Origin of the sequence: Streptomyces sp. NPDC088910, assembly GCF_044749865.1 — a bacterium.
In the GTDB taxonomy this organism is placed as follows: domain Bacteria; phylum Actinomycetota; class Actinomycetes; order Streptomycetales; family Streptomycetaceae; genus Actinacidiphila.
The window spans coordinates 379,264-403,188 of the sequence record NZ_JBIVIV010000007.1; the positions used below are offsets into that span (position 1 = coordinate 379,264).

General features: G+C 72.4%; 23 protein-coding genes. 11 read left to right on the top strand and 12 right to left on the bottom strand.

Going from position 1 to position 23,925, the window contains the following annotated elements; genetic code table 11:
- Positions 1–18: 18 nt before the first annotated feature.
- Positions 19–1,389 carry an MFS transporter gene (locus ACIP4Z_RS19065; protein ID WP_401309407.1) on the bottom strand — a complete coding sequence of 457 codons (1,371 nt, stop codon included), beginning with the start codon at positions 1,387–1,389 and terminating at the stop codon, positions 19–21.
- An 88-nt stretch (positions 1,390–1,477) separates the two neighbouring features.
- On the opposite strand from ACIP4Z_RS19065, the gene ACIP4Z_RS19070 reads away from it, so the two are divergent.
- Both ACIP4Z_RS19070 and ACIP4Z_RS19075 read left to right on the top strand, forming a co-directional pair.
- Positions 1,478–1,999, top strand: coding sequence for a MarR family transcriptional regulator (locus tag ACIP4Z_RS19070; RefSeq protein WP_391163321.1), 522 nt, complete (start codon positions 1,478–1,480; stop codon positions 1,997–1,999).
- A gap of 51 nt (positions 2,000–2,050) precedes the next feature.
- Entirely contained in the window at positions 2,051–2,893 is an 843-nt protein-coding gene (locus ACIP4Z_RS19075; protein WP_355336871.1) for a carboxymuconolactone decarboxylase family protein, read from the top strand.
- 103 nt (positions 2,894–2,996) lie between these two features.
- On the opposite strand, the gene ACIP4Z_RS19080 is transcribed toward ACIP4Z_RS19075, so the two are convergent.
- The 6 genes from ACIP4Z_RS19080 to ACIP4Z_RS19105 all read right to left on the bottom strand — a co-directional run bounded on the left by ACIP4Z_RS19080 (position 2,997) and on the right by ACIP4Z_RS19105 (position 8,255).
- Complete coding sequence (locus ACIP4Z_RS19080) at positions 2,997–3,770, bottom strand: succinate dehydrogenase iron-sulfur subunit (RefSeq protein WP_355336872.1); 774 nt, start codon at positions 3,768–3,770, stop codon at positions 2,997–2,999.
- Positions 3,770–5,524 carry a succinate dehydrogenase flavoprotein subunit gene (gene sdhA / locus ACIP4Z_RS19085; protein WP_391050500.1) on the bottom strand — a complete coding sequence of 585 codons (1,755 nt, stop codon included), beginning with the start codon at positions 5,522–5,524 and terminating at the stop codon, positions 3,770–3,772. Before sdhA ends, ACIP4Z_RS19080 begins: the two co-directional genes overlap by 1 nt.
- Before the next feature lie 85 nt (positions 5,525–5,609).
- Entirely contained in the window at positions 5,610–6,092 is a 483-nt protein-coding gene (locus ACIP4Z_RS19090) for a succinate dehydrogenase hydrophobic membrane anchor subunit (RefSeq protein ID WP_355336874.1), read from the bottom strand.
- 6 nt (positions 6,093–6,098) lie between these two features.
- Complete coding sequence (gene sdhC, locus ACIP4Z_RS19095; RefSeq protein WP_188279402.1) at positions 6,099–6,479, bottom strand: succinate dehydrogenase, cytochrome b556 subunit; 381 nt, start codon at positions 6,477–6,479, stop codon at positions 6,099–6,101.
- 49 nt (positions 6,480–6,528) lie between these two features.
- A complete protein-coding gene (locus ACIP4Z_RS19100; protein ID WP_401309413.1) occupies positions 6,529–7,212 on the bottom strand; it encodes a 2-oxo-4-hydroxy-4-carboxy-5-ureidoimidazoline decarboxylase in 684 nt (227 codons plus the stop codon).
- A gap of 242 nt (positions 7,213–7,454) precedes the next feature.
- Positions 7,455–8,255 (bottom strand): DUF4253 domain-containing protein, encoded by an 801-nt coding sequence (locus ACIP4Z_RS19105; RefSeq protein WP_401309416.1) that lies wholly within the window; start codon positions 8,253–8,255, stop codon positions 7,455–7,457.
- 185 nt (positions 8,256–8,440) lie between these two features.
- On the opposite strand from ACIP4Z_RS19105, the gene ACIP4Z_RS19110 reads away from it, so the two are divergent.
- The gene (locus ACIP4Z_RS19110) at positions 8,441–9,061 is read left to right on the top strand and encodes an RNA polymerase sigma factor (RefSeq protein WP_317452472.1); all 621 of its coding nucleotides are present in this window, start codon (positions 8,441–8,443) and stop codon (positions 9,059–9,061) included.
- Between the two features lie 272 nt (positions 9,062–9,333).
- Here the strand turns inward: ACIP4Z_RS19110 and ACIP4Z_RS19115 are convergent, their stop codons facing one another.
- A complete protein-coding gene (locus ACIP4Z_RS19115) occupies positions 9,334–9,960 on the bottom strand; it encodes a L,D-transpeptidase family protein (RefSeq protein WP_355336877.1) in 627 nt (208 codons plus the stop codon).
- Between ACIP4Z_RS19115 and ACIP4Z_RS19120 the strand changes: the two genes are divergently transcribed.
- Together ACIP4Z_RS19120 and ACIP4Z_RS19125 are read left to right on the top strand one after the other, a co-directional pair.
- On the top strand, positions 9,932–10,297 hold the full coding sequence (locus tag ACIP4Z_RS19120; protein WP_355336878.1) for a hypothetical protein: 366 nt from the start codon (positions 9,932–9,934) through the stop codon (positions 10,295–10,297). The genes ACIP4Z_RS19115 and ACIP4Z_RS19120 overlap by 29 nt on opposite strands.
- A gap of 148 nt (positions 10,298–10,445) precedes the next feature.
- Positions 10,446–12,026, top strand: a complete 1,581-nt coding sequence (locus tag ACIP4Z_RS19125) for a methylmalonyl-CoA mutase family protein (RefSeq protein WP_355336879.1) — start codon at positions 10,446–10,448, stop codon at positions 12,024–12,026.
- A gap of 48 nt (positions 12,027–12,074) precedes the next feature.
- Here ACIP4Z_RS19125 and ACIP4Z_RS19130 read toward each other — a convergent pair whose 3' ends face one another.
- The 3 genes from ACIP4Z_RS19130 to ACIP4Z_RS19140 all read right to left on the bottom strand — a co-directional run bounded on the left by ACIP4Z_RS19130 (position 12,075) and on the right by ACIP4Z_RS19140 (position 14,852).
- Positions 12,075–12,239: an SCO1431 family membrane protein gene (locus ACIP4Z_RS19130; protein ID WP_355336880.1), complete on the bottom strand. Its 165-nt coding sequence runs from the start codon at positions 12,237–12,239 to the stop codon at positions 12,075–12,077.
- Positions 12,240–12,354: 115 nt separating this feature from the next.
- The gene (locus tag ACIP4Z_RS19135) at positions 12,355–13,722 is read right to left on the bottom strand and encodes an alpha-2,8-polysialyltransferase family protein (RefSeq protein WP_355336881.1); all 1,368 of its coding nucleotides are present in this window, start codon (positions 13,720–13,722) and stop codon (positions 12,355–12,357) included.
- The gene (locus ACIP4Z_RS19140) at positions 13,722–14,852 is read right to left on the bottom strand and encodes a glycosyltransferase family 2 protein (protein WP_401309423.1); all 1,131 of its coding nucleotides are present in this window, start codon (positions 14,850–14,852) and stop codon (positions 13,722–13,724) included. Before ACIP4Z_RS19140 ends, ACIP4Z_RS19135 begins: the two co-directional genes overlap by 1 nt.
- Positions 14,853–15,075: 223 nt before the next feature.
- On the opposite strand from ACIP4Z_RS19140, the gene ACIP4Z_RS19145 reads away from it, so the two are divergent.
- From ACIP4Z_RS19145 to ACIP4Z_RS19160, 4 genes are all read left to right on the top strand, one after another.
- The gene (locus ACIP4Z_RS19145; RefSeq protein WP_391163316.1) at positions 15,076–16,374 is read left to right on the top strand and encodes a DUF6716 putative glycosyltransferase; all 1,299 of its coding nucleotides are present in this window, start codon (positions 15,076–15,078) and stop codon (positions 16,372–16,374) included.
- Between the two features lie 145 nt (positions 16,375–16,519).
- Positions 16,520–17,830, top strand: coding sequence for a cytidylyltransferase domain-containing protein (locus ACIP4Z_RS19150; RefSeq protein WP_391163315.1), 1,311 nt, complete (start codon positions 16,520–16,522; stop codon positions 17,828–17,830).
- A gap of 88 nt (positions 17,831–17,918) precedes the next feature.
- Positions 17,919–18,860 (top strand): N-acetylneuraminate synthase family protein, encoded by a 942-nt coding sequence (locus tag ACIP4Z_RS19155; RefSeq protein WP_355336885.1) that lies wholly within the window; start codon positions 17,919–17,921, stop codon positions 18,858–18,860.
- A gap of 102 nt (positions 18,861–18,962) precedes the next feature.
- Positions 18,963–20,114 (top strand): hypothetical protein, encoded by a 1,152-nt coding sequence (locus ACIP4Z_RS19160; RefSeq protein WP_355336886.1) that lies wholly within the window; start codon positions 18,963–18,965, stop codon positions 20,112–20,114.
- Positions 20,115–20,213: 99 nt separating this feature from the next.
- On the opposite strand, the gene ACIP4Z_RS19165 is transcribed toward ACIP4Z_RS19160, so the two are convergent.
- A complete protein-coding gene (locus tag ACIP4Z_RS19165) occupies positions 20,214–20,669 on the bottom strand; it encodes a helix-turn-helix domain-containing protein (RefSeq protein ID WP_355336887.1) in 456 nt (151 codons plus the stop codon).
- 194 nt (positions 20,670–20,863) lie between these two features.
- On the opposite strand from ACIP4Z_RS19165, the gene ACIP4Z_RS19170 reads away from it, so the two are divergent.
- Both ACIP4Z_RS19170 and ACIP4Z_RS19175 read left to right on the top strand, forming a co-directional pair.
- Positions 20,864–22,033: an MFS transporter gene (locus tag ACIP4Z_RS19170; protein ID WP_401309525.1), complete on the top strand. Its 1,170-nt coding sequence runs from the start codon at positions 20,864–20,866 to the stop codon at positions 22,031–22,033.
- Between the two features lie 302 nt (positions 22,034–22,335).
- Complete coding sequence (locus tag ACIP4Z_RS19175; protein WP_366823745.1) at positions 22,336–23,796, top strand: glycosyltransferase; 1,461 nt, start codon at positions 22,336–22,338, stop codon at positions 23,794–23,796.
- Positions 23,797–23,925: the final 129 nt, after the last annotated feature.

Here is a 23,925-nt window from a genome sequence, read left to right on the forward strand (position 1 = left end):
GCTCCCCCCACGGGGTGATCAGACGGTGACCGGTGCCCGCTCCCTGGGGGCGTCGGTCACCGTCGTCGCGTGCCGCACACCGGGGACGGCCGCCGTCCCCAGGCACAGGGCGGCGACCAGCGCCGCCGCCACGTACAGCGGCACGGCGGGTCCGAAGGCGTCGCAGGCGAGCGGCGCGAGCGCGTATCCGACCGGCATCGCGCCGAGCGAGAGCAGCCAGTCGTACGAGGTCACGCGGGCCAGCACCCCGGCGGGCACCGAGCTGAACACGTAGGACTCCCAGACCGGGTTGAAGAAGCCGAGCGCGCCGAGCGCGAGGCCGTAGGAGACGATCAAGGGCACGGCGGGGGCGTCGGCGGCGAGCAGGACCAGCGGCAGCGCGTAGCTGGTCAGGGCCAGATTGCCGGTGAGCACGGGGCGGCGCAGCCGAGCGCGGGAGGCGAGCAGCGAGCCGGTCAGCAGGCCGACGGAGCCCGCTTCGAGCATCAGCACCCACATGCCGTCGCCGCCGCGCCGGTGGTGCGCGATCAGCGGGCCGAGGGTGGCCAGGACGGCGGCGGCCCCGTTCCACACCGCGTGGGCGATCAGGCTGGTCCAGTACCAGTCGCGGGCGCGGACCTCGGTCCAGCCCTGGACGAGGTCGGCGCGCATCGAGCGGCGCGGGATGGGGGTGCGGCGCACCCGGACGAGGGTGAGCAGCGCCGCACTCGCCGCGAAGGACGCGGCGTCCAGCAGGAACGCCCAGCCGGGCCCCGCGGTGAAGATCAGCAGTCCGGCGAGCGCGGGGCCGCCGAGCCGGGTCGCGCTCGCGGCGGACGCCATCAGGGAGTTGGCGCCGAGCAGGCCGTCCTCCTCGACGGTGCCCGCGACCAGCGGCGCGGAGGTCGGGATGGCGAAGGCGGAGGCGGCGCCGCCGACGGTCTCGGCGACCGCGAGGACCAGGATGCTCGGGTCGCCGCCGACGAGTTCGAGGCCGACGAAGATCTGCGCGGCGCAGCGGACGAGGTCGGTGGTGAGCGCGACCTTGCGCGCGTCGAACCGGTCGGCGATCACGCCGCCGACCGGCAGCAGCAGGAGGCGCGGCACCATCGCGCAGCCCAGCACGACCGCGAGCGCGGACGCCGAGCCGGTCGCGCGGCTGATGGCGATGGCGAGCGCGGCCGGGACGACGGCGTCGCCGAGGGCGGAGAGCGTCCGGCCGAAGAAGAGCAGGCGGAACGAGCGGTGCCGGAGCGGGTGCCGGGGCTTGGGGGGCGGGGCGACGGGGTCCTGGCGGGAGCCGTCGCGGGGGGCGTCGTGCCGGTCGTCGCGGAGGTCGTCGTGCCGTTCGTCGCGCGGGTCGTCACGCGGGTCGTCGTGCCGGTCTTCGTGCGGGGGCGGGGTGGTCACGGCGAACAAGGTATTTCGGCGCCGAACATTTCGTCAACGAATATTTCGGCACCGACGTATCTCCGGTGGGTAGGCATAGGATCGGCCCATGCCCACCCCGCACGACTGGACCGACGGCCACGTCGCCCGCTGGCAGCCCGTGCTGCCCGACCTCGACCCCGACGTCGAGGGCGCCGCCACCCGCGCCATGCTGTTCACCGACCACATCCGCAGGGTCAAACAGCGCTCGCTCGTCGACCACGGCCTGCACAAGCACGAGTACGAGACGCTGCACACGCTCGCCGGGCGCGGCGGCCGTACCGTTCCCTCCGAACTCGCCGCCGACCTCAAGATGGCCCCCGCCTCCATCACCGGCCGCCTCGACGGCCTGGAGCGGCGCGGGTACGTACGCCGTACGCCGTCGGCCGCCGACCGCCGCCGGGTCGACGTCGAACTCACCGAGGCGGGGCGGCAGGCGTGGCTCGGGGCGCTGGAGTTCCAGGGCCAGGAGGAGCGCCGGCTGCTGGGCGTGCTGACCCCGGCAGAACGGCGCACGCTCTCCGACCTGCTGCGGCGGGTGATGCTGGCGGCCGAGGGGAACGGGGACGGCGGTCGCGACTCCACGGGCTGAGCTGGCGTGGGACTTGCGCTGGAGTCGACTCCAACCCCTAGCGTCGTCGTCATGACCCCCGCAGACGGCTCCGACCCCACCGACCGCGCCGAATCCGCTCCCGCCGACGACCGGTACGCGCGCGGCCTGGCCGCCCTCCGCACGGTCACCGGCGACGAGCGCCCGGCCCTGCTCGACTCGGTCGCGGAGATCGCCCCCGACCTGGCCCGGATGACCATCGAGTTCGGCTACGGCGACCTATGGTCACGCCCCGGCCTCACCCCGCGGCAGCGGCAGCTCGCCACCGTCGCCGCGCTCGCCGCCCTCGGCAACGCCGCCCCGCAGCTCCGCTTCCACATCGCCGGGGCGCTCAACGTCGGCTGCACCCGGCGCGAGATCGTCGAGACCTTCATCCACACCACCGTCTACGCCGGTTTCCCCGCCGCGCTCAACGCCCTCGGCGCCGCCCGCGAGGTCTTCGCGGACCACCCGGCCGACGACGACCCGGTCGTCAAGGAGCCGGTCGACGGCGGCCGTTACGAACGCGGCCTGGACGCCCTGCGCACCGTCGACGGCCCCGACGGCGTCCGCGTCGTGGCCACCCTCGACGACATCGCCCCCGACCTCGGCCGCTACATCGTCGAGCACGTCTTCGGCGACATCTACTGCCGCACCGGCCTCGACCTCGTCACCCGCGAACTCCTCACCATCGCCATCTGCACCGCCCTCGGCACCGCCGCCCCCCAGCTCCGCATCCACATCCGCGCCTTCCTCCGCCTCGGCGGCACCCGCACCGAAGTCGTCGAAACCCTCACCCAAATGGCCGGCTACGCCGGTTTCCCCGCCGCCCTCAACGGCGTCACGGCAGCCCGCGAGATCTTCACCGAGCACGACGCGGCCGGGACCGCGGGCTAGCGCGCGCGAAGGGGACCGCGAAGGGACCCGCGTACGGGAACGCGAAAGGGCCCGCCCGTGGCCGGAGACGGCCGGTCGGGGCGGGCCCTTGGGGACGCAGGGGTCAGAAGCGGCGGGTGATCAGGGCGCGCTTGACCTCCTGGATCGCCTTCGTCACCTCGATGCCGCGCGGGCACGCGTCGGTGCAGTTGAAGGTGGTGCGGCAGCGCCAGACGCCGTCCTTGTCGTTCAGGATCTCCAGGCGCTGCTCACCCGCCTCGTCGCGGGAGTCGAAGATGAAACGGTGGGCGTTGACGATGGCCGCGGGGCCGAAGTACTGGCCGTCGTTCCAGAAGACCGGGCAGGACGACGTGCACGCGGCGCACAGGATGCACTTGGTGGTGTCGTCGAAGCGCTCACGGTCCTCGGCGGACTGAAGGCGCTCACGCGTCGGCTCGTTGCCCTTGGTGATCAGGAAGGGCATCACATCGCGGTACGCCTGGAAGAACGGGTCCATGTCGACCACGAGGTCCTTCAGCACGGTCAGGCCCTTGATCGCCTCGACCGTGATCGGCTTGTCCGGGTTGATGTCCTTGATCAGCGTCTTGCACGCCAGCCGGTTCTTGCCGTTGATCCGCATGGCGTCGGACCCGCAGATGCCGTGCGCGCACGAGCGGCGGAAGGTCAGCGAGCCGTCGATCTCCCACTTGACCTTGTGCAGCGCGTCCAGGACGCGCTCCTTCGGGTCGATGGCCAACTGGTAGTCGACCCACTCCGCGTCCGCCGCGACCTCCGGGTTGAACCGGCGGATCCGCAGCGTGATCGTGATCAGGTGTGCGTCGGTCACCTCGGCGGCGTCGAGGGCCGCCGAGTGCTTGTCGAGCGTCGGGGTGCTCATCAGTACTTACGCTCCATCGGCTGGTAGCGGGTCTGCACGACCGGCTTGTAGTCGAGGCGGATCGACTCGACGCCGGTCGCGTCCACCTCGCGGTAGGCCATCGTGTGCCGCATGAAGTTGACGTCGTCGCGGTTCGGGTAGTCCTCGCGGTAGTGACCGCCGCGCGACTCCTTGCGGGCGAGCGCGGAGACCGCCATGACCTCGGCCAGGTCGAGCAGATTGCCCAGCTCGACGGCCTCCAGCAGGTCGGTGTTGAACCGCTTGCCCTTGTCCTGGATCGCCACGTTCAGATAGCGCTCGCGCAGCTCGCCGATCTTCTCGACGGCCGTCTTGATGGTCTGCTCGGTGCGGAACACCATCACGTTGGCGTCCATGCACTCCTGCAGCTCCGTGCGGATCACCGAGACCCGCTCGGTGCCGGTGGACGCGCGCAGCCGCTCCACCTGCGCCTCGACCAGCGACGCCGGGTCGTCGGGCAGCGGCACGTAGTCGTGCGCGTGCGCGTACTCGGCGGCGGCGATGCCGGAACGGCGGCCGAAGACGTTGATGTCCAGCAGCGAGTTGGTGCCCAGCCGGTTCGCGCCGTGCACCGACACGCACGCGACCTCACCGGCCGCGTAGAGGCCCGGCACGACGGTGCTGTTGTCGCTCAGCACCTCGCCCTGCACGTTGGTCGGGATACCGCCCATCGCGTAGTGCGCGGTCGGCTGGATCGGGATCGGGTCGGTGTACGGCTCGATGCCCAGGTACGTCCGCGCGAACTCGGTGATGTCCGGCAGCTTCGCGTCGAGCTGCTCCGGCGGCAGGTGCGTGAGGTCGAGGTAGACGTGGTCGCCCTCGGGACCGCAGCCGCGGCCCTCACGGATCTCGGTGTAGATCGCGCGGGAGACGACGTCACGCGAGGCGAGGTCCTTCATGACCGGCGCGTACTTCTCCATGAAGCGCTCGCCGTCCTTGTTGCGGAGGATGCCGCCCTCACCGCGGGCGCCCTCCGTCAGCAGGATGCCCATCCGCCAGATGCCCGTCGGGTGGAACTGGAAGAACTCCATGTCCTCCAGCGGCAGCCCGCGCCGGTACACCGCGGCCTGGCCGTCACCGGTCAGGGTGTGCGCGTTCGACGTCACCTTGAAGAACTTGCCGGTGCCGCCCGATGCGTAGATCACGGCCTTCGCCTGGAAGACGTGGATCTCGCCGGTGGCCAGTTCGTACGCGACCACGCCCGCGGAGCGCTTGACGCCGTCGACCTCGACCAGGAGCTGGTCCAGGACGTAGAACTCGTTGAAGAACTCCACGCCCTCCTTGACGCAGTTCTGGTACAGCGTCTGGAGGATCATGTGGCCGGTGCGGTCCGCGGCGTAGCAGGCGCGGCGCACCGCGGCCTCGCCGTGGTTGCGGGTGTGGCCGCCGAAGCGGCGCTGGTCGATCCGGCCCTCGGGCGTCCGGTTGAACGGCAGGCCCATCTTCTCCAGATCGAGGACCGCGTCGATGGCCTCCTTCGCCAGGATCTCGGCGGCGTCCTGGTCGACCAGGTAGTCACCGCCCTTGATCGTGTCGAAGGTGTGCCACTCCCAGTTGTCCTCCTCGACGTTCGCGAGGGCGGCGGCCATGCCGCCCTGGGCGGCGCCGGTGTGGGAGCGGGTCGGGTACAGCTTGGTCAGAACGGCGGTGCGGCTGCGCTTGGTGGCCTCGATGGCCGCGCGCATGCCGGCGCCGCCCGCGCCGACGATGACGGTGTCGTACTTGTGGATCTGCATGGGGGTCGCTTCCCTGTTCCAGCCCTGGCTCAGCGCTTGGCGTCAGCGGCTTCGCGGCTTGGCGGTGATGGCCGTGTCGGCCGCGTTAGCGGATGTTCGGGTCGAAGGTGAAGATCACCAGCGAACCGAGCACGATGGTGAACGCCGTCGCGGTGAACAGCAGCGTCTTCAGCCAGATGCGGGTGTTCGGCCGCTCGGCGTAGTCGTTGATGACGGTCCGCAGGCCGTTGCCGCCGTGCAGCATGGCCAGCCAGAGCATCACCAGGTCCCAGCCCTGCCAGAACGGCGAGGCCCAGCGGCCCGCGACGAACGCGAAGCCGACCTTGGTGACACCGCCGTCGAGCACGAGCTGGATCAGCAGGTGGCCGAGGACCAGGACGACCAGCACCACACCGGACAGCCGCATGAACAGCCAGCCGTACAGCTCGAAGTTGGTGCGGGAGCTGCGCGGGGTCCGCTTGGTGCGGGCGCGCGGCGGCTCGATGACCGGGGCCGGGTTGTCCGGGCTGTACGTGACGCTGGAGCCGGTCAGCTCGACCGCGTCCGCGGGAGTGATTTCGGTGGACATGTGCGGTCAGCTCCCGAACAGGACTCGTGCGGCGTGGCCGAGGACGGGGTAGATCGCGCCGACCATCAGGAGAGCCCACAGGCCGAGCACCGTCCACAGCATCTGCTTCTGGTAACGCGGGCCCTTGGTCCAGTAGTCGACCGCGATGATCCGCAGGCCGTTCAGCGCGTGGAAGAGGATCGCGGCCACGAGGCCGTACTCCAGCAGGCTGACGATGGGGGTCTTGTAGGTCGCGACGACCTTGTCGTAATCCTCGGGGGAGACCCGCACCAGGGCGGTGTCGAGGACATGGACGAACAGGAAGAAGAAGATGAGGACACCGGTGACTCGATGAGCCACCCAGGACCACATGCCTTCCCGGCCGCGGTACAGCGTTCCAGCCGGCACGGAAAAAACCCTCCGGGAGCGGGGCGAGGGGTGCCGGCTTCGGTGTCGGTCACGCCCGGCCGGGTACGGTCCACCGGCCCCGGCCATCGTAGCGACGCGATGTCGGCTCCGGACCGCGGGGTAGGCCAGGTGTGATCGATCCCGCACGGTCGGGTGAACCGGCGGGGGTCTTTCGCGGGCCGGACTCGGCCAGATGCCCACCGGTGTCCGCGAGTCGCAGCAGCCGCGCGCGGCAGATCCGGCGCAGCTGCTCGGCCGTCGCCACCGACTCCTCGTCCTCGTCGTGCCCCAGGCGCTGGCGCAGGCTCGCCAGCGTCAGGTCGAGGGCGGCGGCCGGGTCGCCGGGGTCGTCCAGGTCGGTCAGCGCGATCACGAAGGCGTGGCCGAACTTCGCCTCGTACGCCGCGTTCGCGGCCCGCAGCGCGGTGTGCACGGTCAGGCCGCCGCGGTCGGGCAGCGCGGTGGTGGCCTCGCCCGCCAGCGCCTCGGCGAGATCGCCCGACGTCAGGTCGTACGCCGCCTCGTCGGCCGCGGCGAGCAGCGCCTCGACCGTCGGATACGGCCGGTGCGCGGCCACCCGGCGGGCCCAGCGGTGGCTGCCGCAGCAGGTGCGCAGCGCCGCCTCCGCGACCAGGGAGGGGGCCCGGTTGAGCAGATACAGCCCCTCGGGCGGGGTGTCGCTGGACAGCGCTGGGCTCCTGGATCGGGTGGACCGGGGGTACGGAATCGGCACGGCGGTACGACAGGTGCGGATTCGGTACGGCTTCGGCTAGGGAAGGTACGGCAGGGGGAGTGCTCCCACTTTAGGGGCAGCCGGTTCGAACATGTCCGACGGGACCTTGAACTTCACTCGTACGTGAGGCGGCGCGCCCGCCGTTGACGCGCCCCCTGTTGACACGACCTCCGTTGACGCGACCCCCGTCGGCCCGCCCCCGTTGACGCGCCCCCCGTCGGCCCGCCCCGGCCCGGCGCCGCTCAGTCCCACCAGAACGACCACAGCCGCTCCCCGCGCAGCGCCTCGGCGTAGTCGGGGAACGGAAACGTCCCGTCGTTCAGATTCGACGCCCCGGTCAGCACGTGTTCGAGCGCGACGTGCCCGGCGTGCGCGGAGGCCAGCGGCGGCGAGGCCACCGACACGAAGACCGACGAGCCCTCGAAGCCGATCACCCGCGCCCCGAACCGGTCCTCCCACGTACGCAGCAGCGCCGACAGCTCCAGCGCGGGCGCCTCGGTCTCCCAGCCCGCCAGCGCCGGGATGTCGGCGCTGCGTTCGGCGCGGACCAGCGCGATGTGCGCGATGAAACGGGTCGTGAAGTAGTGCAGCATCTGCCCGACGGCCGCGCGCGCCACCGCGTCGGGCGAAGGGCCGGGATGCGGCGGCGAGGCGCCGGCGAGCCCGGGAAAGGCGGTGAACGGCGGCCCCGGATCGGCCGCCAGCAGCGCCGCCGCGTCGTCCGGCCACACCTCGTCGATCGCCGGGTGCGGCGGAAGCAGCGACCGCGCCTCCTGGTACGTCCCCCACGACTCGCGCAGCGACGCCTCCGCGTCCACCGCGTCGATCTCGGCCGCGCGGTGCCCGAAGCCGTTCGCGCACGGCCACGCCATCAGCACCGGCCGCCAGCCGGTCTCCTCCTGCTGCGCCTGGTAGCGGGCCCACAACCGGCCCGGTGCGACCACGGGTTCGTCGCTCAGCCACAGTCCCGGCGCGGAGCCGGGGACCAGCCGTCCCGGCGGCAGTCCGCCCGGGAGCCCGTCGAGGAGGCGGTCCAATGACATCGGAGGACTCCTCAACGACCGTTCATGAGGGGACTGCGTGGGGGAAGTTGACGACGGCCGGGGGCCGCCTCCCCCCACAGGAGCGTCCCCGGCCGCCGTCTTGTACGGCGTATCCCCGTTCAAAAGTGTCACCGCTCCCATGGTTCAAAAGTGTCAGCGCTCCCACATGAGGCAGGATGGGGCGAGTGTTCGAGGGGGTGGGGCCAGAGGTGGACCTGGAGACCGCGGTAGCCGGGGCGCAGCGCGGGGACGAAGCCGCGTTCCGCGTCGTGTACCGCGCTGTGCAACCGCAGTTGCTGCAATACGTCCGCAGCCTGGTCGGACCGGTGGACGCCGAGGACGTCGCCTCCGAGACCTGGTTGCAGATCGCCCGCGACCTCCCCAACTTCCGCGGTGCGGGCGACTCGGTGCGCGGCTGGGCGGCGCGCATAGCCCGCAACCGCGCGCTCGACCACATCCGTGCCCGCGCCCGGCGGCCCGTCTCCGGCGCGGGGGTCGACGAACTCGTCCAGCTCCCCGACCGGGCCGACACCGCGGGCGAGGCGCTGGACGCCGTCGCCACCGACCGCGCCCTGGCCGCGATAGCCGCCCTGCCGCGCGAGCAGGCCGAGGCCGTCCTGCTCCGCGTCGTCATGGGCCTGGACTCCACCAGCGCCGCCCGCGTCCTCGGCAAGCGCGCCGGGTCCGTCCGGATGGCCACCCACCGCGGCCTGCGCCGCCTGGCCGAACTCCTCGAACACGACGACGACCCGCGCGCCGACGCCGACCACGTCGGCGTGACCTTCTCGACCTCCAAGGCCCTGTGACGCGACCCGCGGGGCTCGGTACGGCGCCGCGCGGGGCGCTTCCGGGGCCCGCGGCCCCGGCCGCCGACCCCTCCGACGAATCATGGGACGGCCGGGGCGGGTGCGGCCAGGTGACACTTCCGCGTGCCGGTGCGCTGTAGGAAGTGGACCGACTGGTCATCGGTCCTGCGGACCCCGGTTCTCCCCGTATCGGGGTCCGTGCAAAGGGCGCGGCCGGGCGCATTCCCCCTGCCCGGCCGCGCCCGTCACCACAAGGATCGACTCTGCCCGCGTCACCAGTAGACGACGACCTTGTCACCCACCTTGACCTGGTCGAACAGCGCGGAGACCGCCGCCTTGTCCCGTACGTTCACACAGCCGTGCGAGGCGCCCGCGTAGCCGCGGGCCGCGAAGTCCGAGGAGTAGTGCACGGCCTGGCCGCCGCTGAAGAACATCGCGTACGGCATCGCCGTGTTGTAGAGCGTCGAGACGTGGTCGCGGCTCTTGAAGGTGACGTGGAAGAGCCCCTCGCGCGTCGGGGTGTACTGCGACCCGAAGCGGACGTCCATGGTGGCCCTGACCTTGCCGTCGACCACCCACGACAGCGTGCGGGTGGTCTTGCTCACACACATGGCGCGGCCGGTCATGCAGCGCGGGTCGAGCTTGCCCGCGGGCTTGGGCGGCGCGACCGGGTACAGCTCCTTGTGGGTCGGGGCGTGGGTCAGCGAGCGCAGCTTCGTCCAGGTGTCCTGGGTGACGCGGCCGGTGATGGCCAGGCCGTGCCGCTCCTGGAAGTCGCTCACCGAGTGCTGGGTGACGGTGCCGTAGTAGCCGGTGGGGGACTGGCTGAAGAGGTGGAGCTGGGCGAGCCTGGCCTGGAGTTCGCGGACCTTGGCGCTGGTCGAGCCGGTGGCGATCACGGCGGGGACGACGGGCGGCGCGGTCGTGGCCGGAGCCGTCGGCGAGGCCGGTGCGGTCGTGGTGGGCGCGGCCGATGTCGTCGGGGGCGCGGTGGTGGCCGGCGGCTCCGACGACGGCTGCGCGGTCGTCGCGGTCGGCGACGGCGCCGCCGAGGTGGCCGGCGGCCTGTCCTTGCCCGAGGCCCCGGTGTCCTGCGGTCCGCAGCCCGCCAGCACGGCCGTCGAGAGCGCCGCCGTCACGACCGCCGCGGCCACCGCCAGCGGCGATCTGCTGCCCGTCCCCGTCATCGTCCTCATCCCCTGCGTCCCCCCGCTCGTACTTCCTGTTCTTCCCTAGACATCGATTCCCGGCCGTGCGGTTGCGCGAACCGCGGGGAAGACTGTGAGGAAGGTCCCAGGCCGCCGCGGTGCACCGCACGCAGGGCCGCCGCTACAGTCCGTTACGCCAGCCACACAGCCATTCAGCAGCACACGGAGGCGTGAAGATGACACGCGAGTCGGAGTCGGGACTGCCGATCGAGCCCGTTTACGGGCCGGGTGTGTTGGAGGGCTGGGATCCCGCGGCCGAGCTGGGGGAGCCGGGCGCGTTCCCGTTCACCCGCGGTGTGTACCCGTCGATGTACACCGGCCGTCCCTGGACGATGCGGCAGTACGCGGGCTTCGGCACGGCGGCGGAGTCCAACACCCGCTACAAGGGCCTGATCGCCAACGGCACGATGGGCCTGTCGGTCGCCTTCGACCTGCCCACCCAGATGGGCCACGACTCCGACGCGGTGATCGCGCACGGTGAGGTCGGCAAGGTCGGTGTGGCGATCGACTCGGTCGAGGACATGAAGGTCCTCTTCGACGGCATCCCGCTGGACCGCGTGTCGACGTCGATGACGATCAACGCGCCCGCCGCGCTCCTGCTGCTGATGTACCAGCTCGTCGCCGAGGAACAGGGCATCGAGGCGTCCGCGCTGACCGGCACGGTGCAGAACGACGTGCTGAAGGAGTACATCGCGCGGGGCACGTACATCTTCCCGCCCAAGCCGTCCCTGCGGCTGATCGCGGACATCTTCGGATACTGCCGGACCGAGATCCCGAAGTGGAACACCATCTCGATCTCCGGCTATCACATGGCGGAGGCCGGTGCCTCGCCCGCGCAGGAGATCGCGTTCACCCTCGCCGACGGCATCGAGTACGTGCGCACCGCCGTCGCCGCCGGGATGGACGTGGACGATTTCGCGCCCCGCCTGTCGTTCTTCTTCGTCGCCCGCACCACGATCCTGGAAGAGGTCGCGAAATTCCGGGCCGCGCGGCGCATCTGGGCGCGGGTGATGCGCGAGGAGTTCGGGGCGAAGAACCCGAAGTCGCTGATGCTGCGCTTCCACACCCAGACCGCCGGTGTGCAGCTCACCGCGCAGCAGCCCGAGGTCAATCTCGTACGGGTGGCCGTCCAGGGCCTGGCGGCGGTGCTGGGCGGCACGCAGTCGCTGCACACCAACTCCTTCGACGAGGCCATCGCGCTGCCCACCGACAAGTCCGCCCGGCTCGCGCTGCGCACCCAGCAGGTGCTGGCGTACGAGACGGACGTGACCGCGACCGTCGACCCCTTCGCCGGGTCGTACGTGGTGGAGAAGCTGACCGACGACGTCGAGGCCGCCGCGCTGGCGCTGATGGCGAAGGTCGAGGACCTCGGCGGCGCGGTCGCGGCGATCGAGAACGGCTTCCAGAAGTCGGAGATCGAGCGCAGCGCGTACCGGATCGCGCTCCAGACGGACTCCGGCGAGCGCGTGGTGGTCGGCGTGAACCGCTACCAGCTCGACGAGGAGGAGCCGTACGAGCCGCTGCGCGTCGACCCGGCCATCGAGGCCCAGCAGGCCGCCCGGCTGGCGGCCCTGCGCGCGGGCCGCGACCAGGACGCCGTGGACGCGGCACTGGCGGCCCTCCAGAAGGCCGCGCAGGGCACCGACAACGTCCTCTACCCGATGAAGGAGGCGCTGCGGGCCCGCGCCACCGTCGGGGAGGTCTGCAACGCGCTGCGGGAGATCTGGGGCACGTACGTCCCCACGGACGCCTTCTGATCCGCGCCCGGGCCCGCCGACACCGTCACGCGGGCCCCGGGAGCGCCGTCAGAGCAGGTGGATCTGCGTGATCAGCATCGCCACCAGCACGGTGAGCGTCCAGCCCAGCACCTGCTCCATGAGGTGCTTGCGGTCCTTGGGCCCGCCCGTGCCGGTGCCGGGCTCGGTGTGCGGGCGGGGTGCGGCGAAGTCGCTCACGGTGTCGGTCCTCATCGTGTGGGTGTACGGCCCCTCAGGCCGGTGCGGCCCCCGGAAGTCCTCCACGATGCGCCGTCCGACGCCGCCGGTAAAGGGGCGAATGCCCCACCGGCGGCGATCGTGAGGGATGTCACCCCATGGTGGCCTTCTTCAGGGCGCGCGCCCTGCGGGCCACCCTGCGGACCGTCCGATTGCGCGGCACGAACGCCAGCCGGGCCGGTACCGCGCCCGGCAGCCCGAGCGAGGTCAGCCGCCGCCGCTTGAAGTACGGCCAGGTCGCCGCGCTCAGATGACCCGTCAGATACGCCTCCGCCCCGGCCCGCAGCTTCGGGTACGCCTTCGGCTGCATGCAGAAGCCCACCGCGTGCAGCAGCGGCGTCAGCTCCGCCGCCACCCGCTCGGGCGACGGCGACGACCAGGACCGTACGGCCGAGGCGTCCGCCAGGTCCGGCAGCAGCGCGTGCACGATCGTCACGGGCACCCGGTTGCTGTTCTGGTACGGCGACAGGCGCTCCAGCAGCAGCTTGGTGCCGGTACGGGCCACCGGGATGCCGTACAGCGCCGACGCGGTCAGCAGCGCGGTGGAGAAGCAGCCGACGACCAGCGCGGGGCGGGCCCGCTGGTAGACCACCTCGGCCAGCACCGGCGTGTTGAGCACCGTCAGCCTCGCGCCCAGCCGCTCGGCCTCGGCGCGCAGCGGCTCCGTCCAGTGCGCGGGGGCCGTGGGGTGCGGCTTGAAGACGATCGCGCGGTGCCCGAGGGCGGCGGCGCCGCGCACCATCGACAGGTGCAGCTCCTCCTCCTCGGCCACGGAGAGGATGCCGAGCGCCGACAGGTACTGGCCCAGCAGCAGCGCCGCGCCCTCCGGCACGTCCGCCAGATGCTCCTCGGCGAGGTCGGCGGAGCCCTCCGCGACCTCGGAGAGCACCTTGGTGAAGCCCTCGGTCGGCACCACCTGCGGCTCCACGCCGTGCTCGGAGAGCAGCAGCGGACGCAGCCCCGGCACCAGGTCCAGGTGGTAGAGCCGGTCGATCCGGGTGTCGACCAGCAGCCCCAGCTTGTTGCGGGTCGGGCCGTACGACATCAGGCCGTCCGCGTACACGCTGATCGGGGCGCCGGTGAAGACCTGCACGAAGGAGAGCGCGGGCGCGACCTGGAGGGACTCGACGATCAGCTCCACCGCGTCGTCGCCCAGGCTCCACAGCATCCGCAGATGCCGTTCCCACAGCGGCACGTCGTCCGGGCGCGGGACCCAGCCGCCCGGGTGCAGCGGGGTGATCGTCTCGTTCCACGACACGATGCGGTCGAAGCGGTCGCGCAGTACCTCGAAGCCGGGCGCCTGGTCGAGCCCCGGATTGGTCTCGGGCACCGACGCGTTGTTGCTGACCACCAGGATGCGGCGGTCGGCGGGCGGGAACGACCCGGAGTCCAGGCCGGCGGCCAGCGTGGCGGCGCCGTACAGCGTGGAGGCCATGAAGAGCTGAGTGGTACGTGCCATCACGCGACCGCCGATCCGTTGTCCGTGGCGTCCGGATCGTCGTCGGCCTCGGCCTCGGCCTCGGGCTTCGCGGCGCCCGCCCCCGCTCCGGCGGCCGGGGAGGCGGAGGCCGCGGTGCGCCGTGCGGCGGGCGACAGCTCCGGGTAAGGATCGGCGTCCAGGCCGTCGGTCCTTACCGGCACCCGCCAGCGCAGGCGGCGGATCTTCACACTGCGCTCCAGGTCCATCGAGTCCAGCGCGTCGGTGAGCACGTCGTGCGGCAGCCGGTTCAGCGCGGCGGCGCTGATCGCCTTGAGCTTGCGGGCCAGCACGGGCTCGAAGCGGTCGATGTTGTCGAGGTGGTGGGCGATGATCGCGCAGTAGGTGCGGACCGCCTTGGGCAGGAACAGCTCCGCGTCCCGGTCCGCGGTGATCTCCGCGATGACCTGGTCGAAGGAGCGGACGAAGTCGAGCTGCCGGATGTCACCGATCTGGGTGAGCGAACTGGCCACGCCGCGCCGGTAGTAGACGCCCAGCAGGCCGAGCACCGCGCAGGACTTCGCCTCGCGGTGCAGCCGCCAGATCCACGGCCGGTCCTCGGCGGTGCGCAGGTGCTCGGGGAAGTGCAGCAGCCCCTCGTCCACGATCCGCCGGTGGTAGGCGCCCGCCCAGGAGTACGGGTAGTCGACCAGCGTCGGGCGGTCGGCGGGCAGGATCGTCGCGCGCGGGTCGAGCCGCTGACCGCGGCGGCCGTACGGCGCCCGGATGATGTTGCGGGTGCTGCCGGTGCACTGCACATGGTCGGTGCGGATGAAGTCGACGTCCAACTCCTCCATCGCCCGCACCAGTTGCGGCAGATAGCCCGGGGCCATCCAGTCGTCGCCGTCGAGGAACGTCAGATACGTCCCCCTGGCCGCGTCGATGCCCGCGTTGCGCAGGCTCGCCACCCCGGTGTGGTCACGCCGGATGATCCGTGCGCCGGGCAGCGAGCCGACCCCTTGCTCCAGAAGCTCCGGAGTCCGGTCGGTCGACCCGTCGTCCATCAGCAGGAACTCGAAATCCGAGCGTGCATTGGCACGGAGACTGCGCAGCGCGTCGGGCACGAATTGCTGCACATTGAAAAAGGGCACGATAACGGTGAGCTTGACCACCCGCCGTACCTTAGGGCGTTTGCCTGTCCTTTTGCTTTGCGTCGAGCGTACATCTGGGTAAACGACAGATGTCGGAGCGATGAAGCAGGCCCCGCACGGGCTCTTCTGCCGGTCGGAGAACTCCTGGCCTATCCACGGCAGACGGCTAAGTGGCGGCTCTATGTTTACCTGCTGTTGGTCGCCAATTAGCACGATGAACTCAACGGCTTCCTAAGGTCTTGCCGTGCCAAAACGTAAGCCCGGCCCATTGCGGGTCACTGTGATCGCCGACTCGGACACCCGGTGGAAGTGGGGTGCGCTGACCGCGCGCCGGATCGACCCCGAGGCCCGACTCGACGCGCGGCTGCTGCGCGGCCGGGCCACCCCCACGCCCCGCCAACTGGCGGAACTCGGTATTCCGGCCGACTCCATGGAGGAGGCGACCGCCGCCGAGATGCTGGCCGACATCGACGAGGAGAGCTGCGACGTGGTCGTCATCTCCTGCGTCGGCGGCACCGTCCAGGCGCTCCTGCACGGCTTCGCGCGCGCCTGGGAAGGCCGCCCGCAGCGACCGCTGGTCGTCACCGGATACGTCGGCGTCGTATACGAGAAGCTCGCCGACGGTCTGCTGCTGCGCGCCGGGGCCGATGTCGTCCTCGCCAACAGCGCCGACGACGCACGGCGGTTCAGGGATGTGTACGAAGGCGTCGGCTACCGCACCACGAGCATCGTCGAGACCGCGCTGCCGTTCCTCGGCGGCGAGCCGTACCGGCCCGACGACCAGCGGCCGTTCACCGTCACCTTCGCCGTGCAGCCGTCCGCGCCCGAGGGCCGGGCCGACCGGACGCACCTGCTGCGCCGCACTGTCGACCACGCGCGGCGGCACACCGAGCGCGAGGTGCTGGTCAAGCTGCGCAGCAAGCCCGGCGAGCACACCACGCACATCGAGGAACACCCGTACCAGAAGCTGGTCGCCGCCCTCGATCCGCCGGACAACCTCCAGTTGGTCTACGGCAACATGGCCGACGTCCTGGACCGTACGGACCTGCTGGTCACGGTCAGTTCGACCGCCGCGCTCGAATCGCTGCACCGGGGCATCCCGACCGCGATCCTCACCGACCTCGGCATCCGCGAATCGCTCGGCAACCACCACTTCCTCGGCTCCGGCTGCTTCGCCTCCTGGGACGAACTGGACGACGGCCACGTGCCGCACGCCCACCCCGACTGGACCGCGGCCCACGGCGTCGCCGCCCTCGCGCCCTTCGCCGCCCTGCGCGCCCGCGTCCAGGCACTGCTCGCCGAACCCGAACTGCCGCGGATCACGCCGTACTACACGCTGCGCACCGCCCCCGGTTACCTCCCCGGCGTCCTCGCCCGCCACGGCCTCGACCCCAAGGGCGAACCCGTCGGCGGCCTCGCCCCGCGCGACCCCGGCCCCGTCCGCCGCGCGGTCCGCGACTTCGTCCGCAACTCCGCCCGCACCGCCTACCGCCAGGGCGTCCAGCGCGTCGCCCCCACCATCCGCCGCTGGGGCCAGCTGTGACGGCCCGCACGCGATTCCCGGCCGAGCGCGCGGTTCCCCGCGCCCCTGGAGCGGCCGTCCTCCGCATACGCGGCGAAAGCACAGAGCCCCTCGCGGGAGCGGGGCGCCGGGGCCGCCGGGCCCGAAAGACGACAGGAGTCACCCGATGAGCGACCGATCCACCACCCCGGCCGGAAGCGTCCTTGCCGTCATCCCCGCGCGCGGGGGGTCCAAGGGGGTGCCCGGCAAGAACCTGGCGCCGGTGGGCGGGGTGCCGCTGGTGGCGCGGGCGGTGGCGGCCTGCGTCGAGGCCGGGCGGGTGACCGCGGTCGTCGTCTCCACCGACGACCCCTCCATCGCCGAGGTCGCGCGCGCCGCGGGCGCCGAAGTCGTCCTGCGCCCGGCGGCGATCGCGGGCGACACCGCGACCAGCGAGGCCGCGGTGCTGCACGCGATGGACGCCCACGAGGCGATGAGCGGCGCGGCCACCGACGTCGTCCTGCTCGTCCAGTGCACCAGCCCGTTCATCACCGCGGAAGAGGTCGACGGCGTCGCCGCCGCGGTGCTGGACGGCGGCGCGGACACCGCCCACACCGTCGCCCCCTTCCACGGCTTCATATGGCGCGAGGCCGGGGACGCGGCGGCGGCCGACACGTCGCACGAGTCCGTGAACGGGACCGCGGAAGCCCCATCGGGCAGGACGGCCGACGTCACCGCACCCGCCTCCGCCGTCACCGCGCCCGCCGCCGGGGGCGCCGTCGGCGTCAACCACGACAAGTCCACCCGGCCGCGCCGCCAGGACCGGCCGCAGGACCTGCTGGAGACCGGCACCGCGTACGCGATGCGCGCCGACGGCTTCCGCGCCGCGAACCACCGCTTCTTCGGCAGGACCGCCCTGGTGCGCACCGACCCGGCCCGCGTGCTGGAGATCGACGAACCCGCCGACCTCGAACGGGCCCGCGCCCTCGCGCCGCTGCTCGACCCGCGCACGACGACCCCCGGCTGGGGCGACGTCGACGCGGTCGTCCTCGACTTCGACGGCACCCAGACCGACGACCGGGTGCTGATCGACGCCGACGGGCACGAGTCGGTCACCGTGCACCGCGGTGACGGCCTCGGCGTCGCGGCCCTGCGCCGCGCCGGAATGCCCGTCCTCATCCTGTCCACCGAGACCAACCCGGTCGTCGCCGCACGGGCCCGCAAGCTCAAGGTCCCCGTGCTGCACGGCATCGACCGCAAGGACCTCGCCCTCAAGCAGTGGTGCGAGGAGAACGGCATCGCGCCCGAGCGGGTGCTCTACGCGGGCAACGACGTCAACGACCTGCCGTGCTTCGGCCTGGTCGGCTGGCCCGTCGCCGTCGCCGGTGCCCACGACGTGGTCCGCGCCTCGGCCCGCGCCATCACCACCGCCCAGGGCGGTCACGGCGCGATCAGAGAGATCGCCGCCTGGCTGCTGGGCCCCACTCTCGCCCGCTGACAAGCAGCCGCCGGCGACCGCCGACCCCGGCCGCGCCGGCGGCACACATCCATCCCCCCGACAGTCCCAACCCGTAAGGAACACCCTCGTGACCACATCCATCCCCGCAAACCTCCGCCGCGTCGGCTCCCGCCACATCGGCAACGGACAGCCCGTCTACGTCACCGGCGAGATCGGCATCAACCACAACGGCGACCTGGAGAACGCGTTCGCACTGATCGACGCGGCCGTCGCCGCGGGCTGCGACGCGGTCAAGTTCCAGAAGCGCACCCCGGAGATCTGCACCCCGCGCGACCAGTGGGAGATCGAGCGCGACACCCCCTGGGGCCGTATGACGTACATCGACTACCGGCACCGCGTCGAGTTCGACGAGGCCGGCTACCGGTCGATCGACGAGTACTGCCGCAAGCGCGGCATCGACTGGTTCGCCTCCCCGTGGGACGTCGAGTCCGTCGCCTTCCTGGAGAAGTTCGACGTGCCCGCCCACAAGGTGGCCTCCGCCTGCCTGACCGACGACGACCTGCTGCGCGCCCTGCGCGGCACCGGCCGCACCGTGATCCTGTCCACCGGCATGTCCACGCCGAAGCAGATCCGGCACGCGGTCGAGGTGCTCGGCAGCGACAACATCGTGCTGTGCCACGCCACGTCGACGTACCCGGCCAAGCACGAAGAGCTGAACCTGCGCATGATCAACACCCTCCAGTCCGAGTACCCGAACGTGCCCGTCGGCTACTCCGGCCACGAGGTCGGCCTCCAGACCACGCTCGCCGCGGTCGCGCTCGGCGCCGTCTTCGTCGAGCGGCACATCACCCTCGACCGCGCCATGTGGGGCTCCGACCAGGCCGCCTCGGTCGAGTCGACCGGCCTGGAGCGCCTGGTGCGCGACATCCGGATCATCGAGACCTCCCTCGGCGACGGCGTCAAGAAGGTCTACGAGGGCGAGCTCGGCCCGATGAAGAAGCTGCGCCGCGTCGCGGGCGTCGTCGCCGAGTCCGAGGCCGCGGGCGTCGAGGCACCCGCCGCCGTCTGACCCCGGAAGGGCGGCGGGGATCACTGACCAGGACCGGCGGGACCGCGGGACCTTCGGGTCTCCCGGTCCCGCGCACAACCGCAGAGGAAAAGGGGAACGGCCATGACCGGTAAGCCCGCAGTCGCGGCCGGGCAGGTGCCCGCACCGGGTATCGGCGCCGTCGCGCTCGTCGAGTCACCCGTCCAGCTCCTCAACGTCCTGGAGTGGGCGCACATCCATCCGCCCACCGTCCCCGCCGCCCGCACCACCGGTGAACCGGCGGTACCCGCCGGACCGGAACCGGTCGCGCGACCGCTCACCGTCGTCGTCCTGTCCCCGGTCGACCCCACCAGCCGCGGCCAACTGCGCCGCATGGCCGAACTCGCCCGCGACGAAGGCGCGGTGGTCCGCTGGTTCGAGGCCCGCGGCAGCCGCGGCGGCCTCCTGCGTACGGCGGTCTCGCTCGCGCCGCTGCTCTTCCGGGTCGAGCACCTCGTGATCGGCGACCCGTTCTCACGGCTCGTCCAGGTGCTGCTCCCGCTGTGCCGCGCCCGTGAGCTGACCGTCGTGGACGACGGCACCGCGACCATGGAGTTCACCGAAATCCTCTCCAGAGGCGGCCGGTTGGTGCGCTGGCACCGCTCGGGGCGGCGCCGTTCGCCCGTCGACGCGGCCTTCGGGATCTTCTCCTCCGCGGCCCGCCGCCGCCTGACGCCCGGCAAGCGGCGCCATGTCGAACTCTTCAGCGCGATGCCCGCGACGCCGCCTCCGGGGATGGCGCTGCGCACCAACCGCTTCGCCTGGACCCGCAGCCGCTTCGGGCCGCCGCGCACGCTGGCGGGCACCGACCTGATCGGCACCTCCCTCGTCGAGACCGGCGTCGTCGACCCCGAGCGGTACCTCGCCGTCGTCCGCTCGCTCGCCGAACGGCACGGCGCCAAGCGGTACTTCGCGCACCGCCGCGAGGCCGTCGACAAGCTCCACCGGCTCGCCGCCGAGACCGGCCTGGAGATCGTCCGGCCCGACCTCCCGCTCGAACTCGTCGCCCGCCGCGGCCCGATCGGCCGTACCGTCCTGTCCTTCCCGTCCACGGTCGTGCACACGCTGCCGCTCGCGCTCGGCGGTACGGGAGTCCGTATCGTCGTCATCGACATCGACCAGGAGTGGCTGACGGCCGCCGCCTCGCCGCGCGCCCACACCTTCCTGACCGGCATCAACCACTCGGCCCGTGACCTGCACGGCCTGAACGGGGCCGAGTCCCCGAGCCCGGCCTGAGTCCCGGGTCCCGCCTAAGTCCCGAGCCCGGCTTGAGCCCCAGGTCCCCGGGTCCCGCCTGAGGCCCAGGGCCCCGGGTCCGGCTCAAGTCCCGCCGTTTCAGGGGACCTTGGTGACTTTGGTGACGGCGGTGTCGTCGGCGTCGAGCCGCCGCCCGTCCGCGGCGTGGACCTCCAGCGTGCGCAGGGGACGTCCCTGGCGGAGGTCGGTTAGCTCCGAGTGCGGCTCGTCGGGGGCGAAGAGATTGCGCTCGCCCCACTGCCGCAGCGCGACGACGACGGGGAACAGGTCCTTGCCCTTCGGCGTCAGTACGTACTCGCGGTAGGCGCTGCCGTCCGAGGCGGGGACGGTGTCGAGCACTCCGGCGGCGACCAGCGAGCGCAGGCGGGCGGTGAGGATGTTCTTCGCGACGCCGAGACCGCGCTGGAACTCCCCGAAGCGGCGGCTGCCGTCGAAGGCGTCCCGCACGATCAGCAGGGACCACCAGTCCCCGATGGTGTCGACCGAGCGCGCGACGGGGCAGTCGCTGTCGTCGAAGCGGGTCCGCTCCACCATCTCGCCCTCCCTCTGTGACGTGTTCCATCCTGGTTGCATCATGCTACCGGATCGGCCTATGGTCCACCTGGTAGCAAGATGAAACCAGCGAGGGAGGGCGTGGCGTGGGACGAGCGTGCGAGGTCGTGGGGGAGGCCGGTCCTGTCGATACGGCGCGGAGCGCGGGGCCCGGCGCGGCGAAACCCGGATTCACGCTGACCCGAGGCGTCACCCTGCTCTTCGCGGTCGCCTGCGGCACCTCCGTGGCCAACGTCTACTTCGCGCAGCCCCTCCTGGTCACCCTGGGCCGCGACTTCTCGATCGGTACGGCGACGGTCGGCGCGATCGTGACCCTGACCCAGGTCGGTTACGGCCTCGGCCTCTTCTTCCTCGTACCGCTCGGCGACCTGCTCGACCGCAGACGCCTCGTCGTGGCACAACTCCTGCTCCTGGCAGGGGCGTTGACGGCGGTCGGCACGGCGGGCGACGCGGCGCTCCTGCTCGTGGGGCTCGCCGCCGTGGGACTGCTCGCGGTGGTCACCCAGACGCTCGTCGCCTTCGCCGCGTCGCTGGCTCCGCCCGGCGAACGCGGGCGCGTCGTCGGCCTGGTGACCAGCGGCGTGGTCACCGGCATCCTGCTCGCCCGTACCGCCTCCGGCGTCCTGGCCGACCTCGCGGGCTGGCGCTCGGTCTACCTCACCTCCGCCGTCCTGACCTGCGCGCTCGCCCTGGCCCTGCACCGCCTGCTGCCGTCCCGTCCCGGCGCTCCGCGAACGTCCGGGGGATACGGGCGGCTGCTGCGCTCCACCGTCACGCTGTTCGCGCGGGAACGCCTGCTCCGGATACGAGCCCTGCTCGCGCTCCTGGTCTTCGCCGCCTTCAGCGTCCTGTGGAGCAGCGTCGCGCTGCCGCTCAGCGAACCCCCGCTCTCCTTGTCCCACACCGCGATCGGCGCCTTCGGCCTGGCCGGGGCCGCCGGCGCCCTGGCCGCCACCGCGGCCGGCCGCCTCAACGACCGCGGCCTGTCCCAGCGCACCACCGGCATCGCCCTGACCCTGCTCACCGCCTCCTGGCTCCCCCTCGCCTTCACCCGCCAGTCCCTCTGGGCCCTCGCCGTCGGCGTCATCGTCCTCGACCTCGCCGTACAGGCCGTCCACGTCACCAACCAGACCCTCGTCCACGCCTTCCGCCCCGAAGCCGGCAGCCGCCTCATCGGCGGGTACATGGTCTTCTACTCCCTCGGCAGCGCCTCCGGCGCCTTCGCCGCCACCACCCTCTACGCCGCCGCGGGCTGGCCCGCCGTCTGCGCCCTCGGCGCCGCCCTGAGCCTGGCCGCCCTCCTCCTCTGGGCGGCCACGACTCCGCGCCGCCGCGAGCCGCGCTGACGCTGTGGGGCGAGCCGATCTTTTTGGGGCGCTGGGGGCACCTCCCAGCGGTAGCCGGGGGAGGAACTGCGCGGGCGGCCGAGACGTGGCTGCACGTCCCCCCCCCGGCCCCAGCGGGGCGATCCGGCTGTTGTCTGACCACCGGCCGGTGGAGCCAACGGGGCGGCGGTTCAGCCTCGTTCGCCTCACGTCAAGGCTGACGTAACCAAATGATCACCCCCGTGAGGTTGGCTTCGGGAATGACGGAGGGTTTAAGGGCCCCGGCCCACGTAGCGATCCTCGCCGGAGGCGACCCCGGTGGATTGGACGGCGACTCGCGTGCCCTGAGGGTGGCGGACGCGGCGCGGGCGGCGGGCTATCGGGTCACGCTGATCGGCAGGGCACCGGCGACGGTGACGCCGAAGGGCGTGGACGTACGGAAGGTCGCCGTGCGCGGCGTACTCGGCGCGCACCGGGTGCGGCGGCCGAGACCCGGGCTGCGCTGGCCGCTGGCGTACCGGAGCGCGGCGGCGTACGACCACCGCACGGCACTGGTGACGGCCGAGCGCGCGGTGCTCGTCACCCGCACCGCCGAACTGGACGTCGTGCACCGGGCGCTGCCGCTGCTCGCGGCGGCCCGCACGGGCCACGCGCTGGCGTGGCTGCGGCACGGACTGCGGGCCGGATGGACACGGCTGCGCGCGGCGCAGTACCTGGCGGCGGTCCGCCGCCGCAAAAGCCCGACGGCCCGGCTGGACAACTTCGTCACCGAGACGCTGCGGCTGCTGCTCGGCCGCCGCGCGTGGCGCCGCCTCGACCCCGGCCTGCTGGACGAGGAGGTCGCGTACGGCCCGGTGCTGGACGCCGTCCGCCCGCATCTGATCCACGCGCTCGGCCACCGGGCGCTCGGCGTCGCCACCCGCGCGGCGCTGCGGGCCGAAGGGGCGGGGCACCGTATCGAGGTCGTGTGGGACGCGCCGCCGCGCACCCCGGCCGCCTCCCGCCGCGCGGCCGTGGCGGGCGAGGCGTACGAACGGACCTTCGCGCCCGAGGCCGACGGCGTCGTCACCGTCGGCGAGGGCCTGGCAAGGGAGTTGCGCGCACGGCACCGGCTGTCGGCCACGCCCGCCGTGGTCCGCAACGCCCCGCCGCTGGCCGCCGCCTCCGTCGCCGCGCACCCCGCGGGCATCAGGGCGCGCTGCCATCTGGCGCCCGACATCCCGCTGTTGGTGCACACAGGACCCGTCACCCCGGACCGCGGCCCGGCCACCGTCGTGGAGGCGCTGCCCAAGCTGTACGACCTGCACGCCGCCTTCGTCGTGCCCGACCCCGGCCACCCGCACCTGCGCGAACTGCGCGAGCGCGCCGCCCAACTCGGCGTCCACGGACGGCTGCACGTCCTCCCGTACGTCCCCGTCGCCGAGATCCCGCGCTTCCTCGCCTCCGCCGACATCGGCGTCCTGCCCGTCCACCAACTCCCGCACCACCAAACGGTGCTGGCCACCCGCTACTTCGAATACGCCCACGCCCGGCTGCCCGTGGTCGTCAGCGACGTCCGCGCCATGGCCGCCGCCACCCTCGAACTCGGCAACGGCGAGGTCTTCCGCGCCCGCGACACCGCCGACTTCGTCCGCGCGGTCGGCGCCGTCCTCACCAACCCGCGCCGCTACCGCAAGGCATACGACCGCACCGACATCCTCCGCCAATGGTCCTGGCAGACCGAGTCCGCCCCCCTCCTCGACCTCTACACCCGCCTCCTGGGCCCCCGCCCCTCCGACACCTGAGCCCCGGCCGAATGCCACGCCGTGGCGGCCGGAGGCCGGCGACCGTCACCGGACCGTGGCCGCGGAGGGCGGGCGGCACACGTTGCCGTAACACGAGGGTCGTAAGGTGAGGGGTCTCACCCGTGAGGC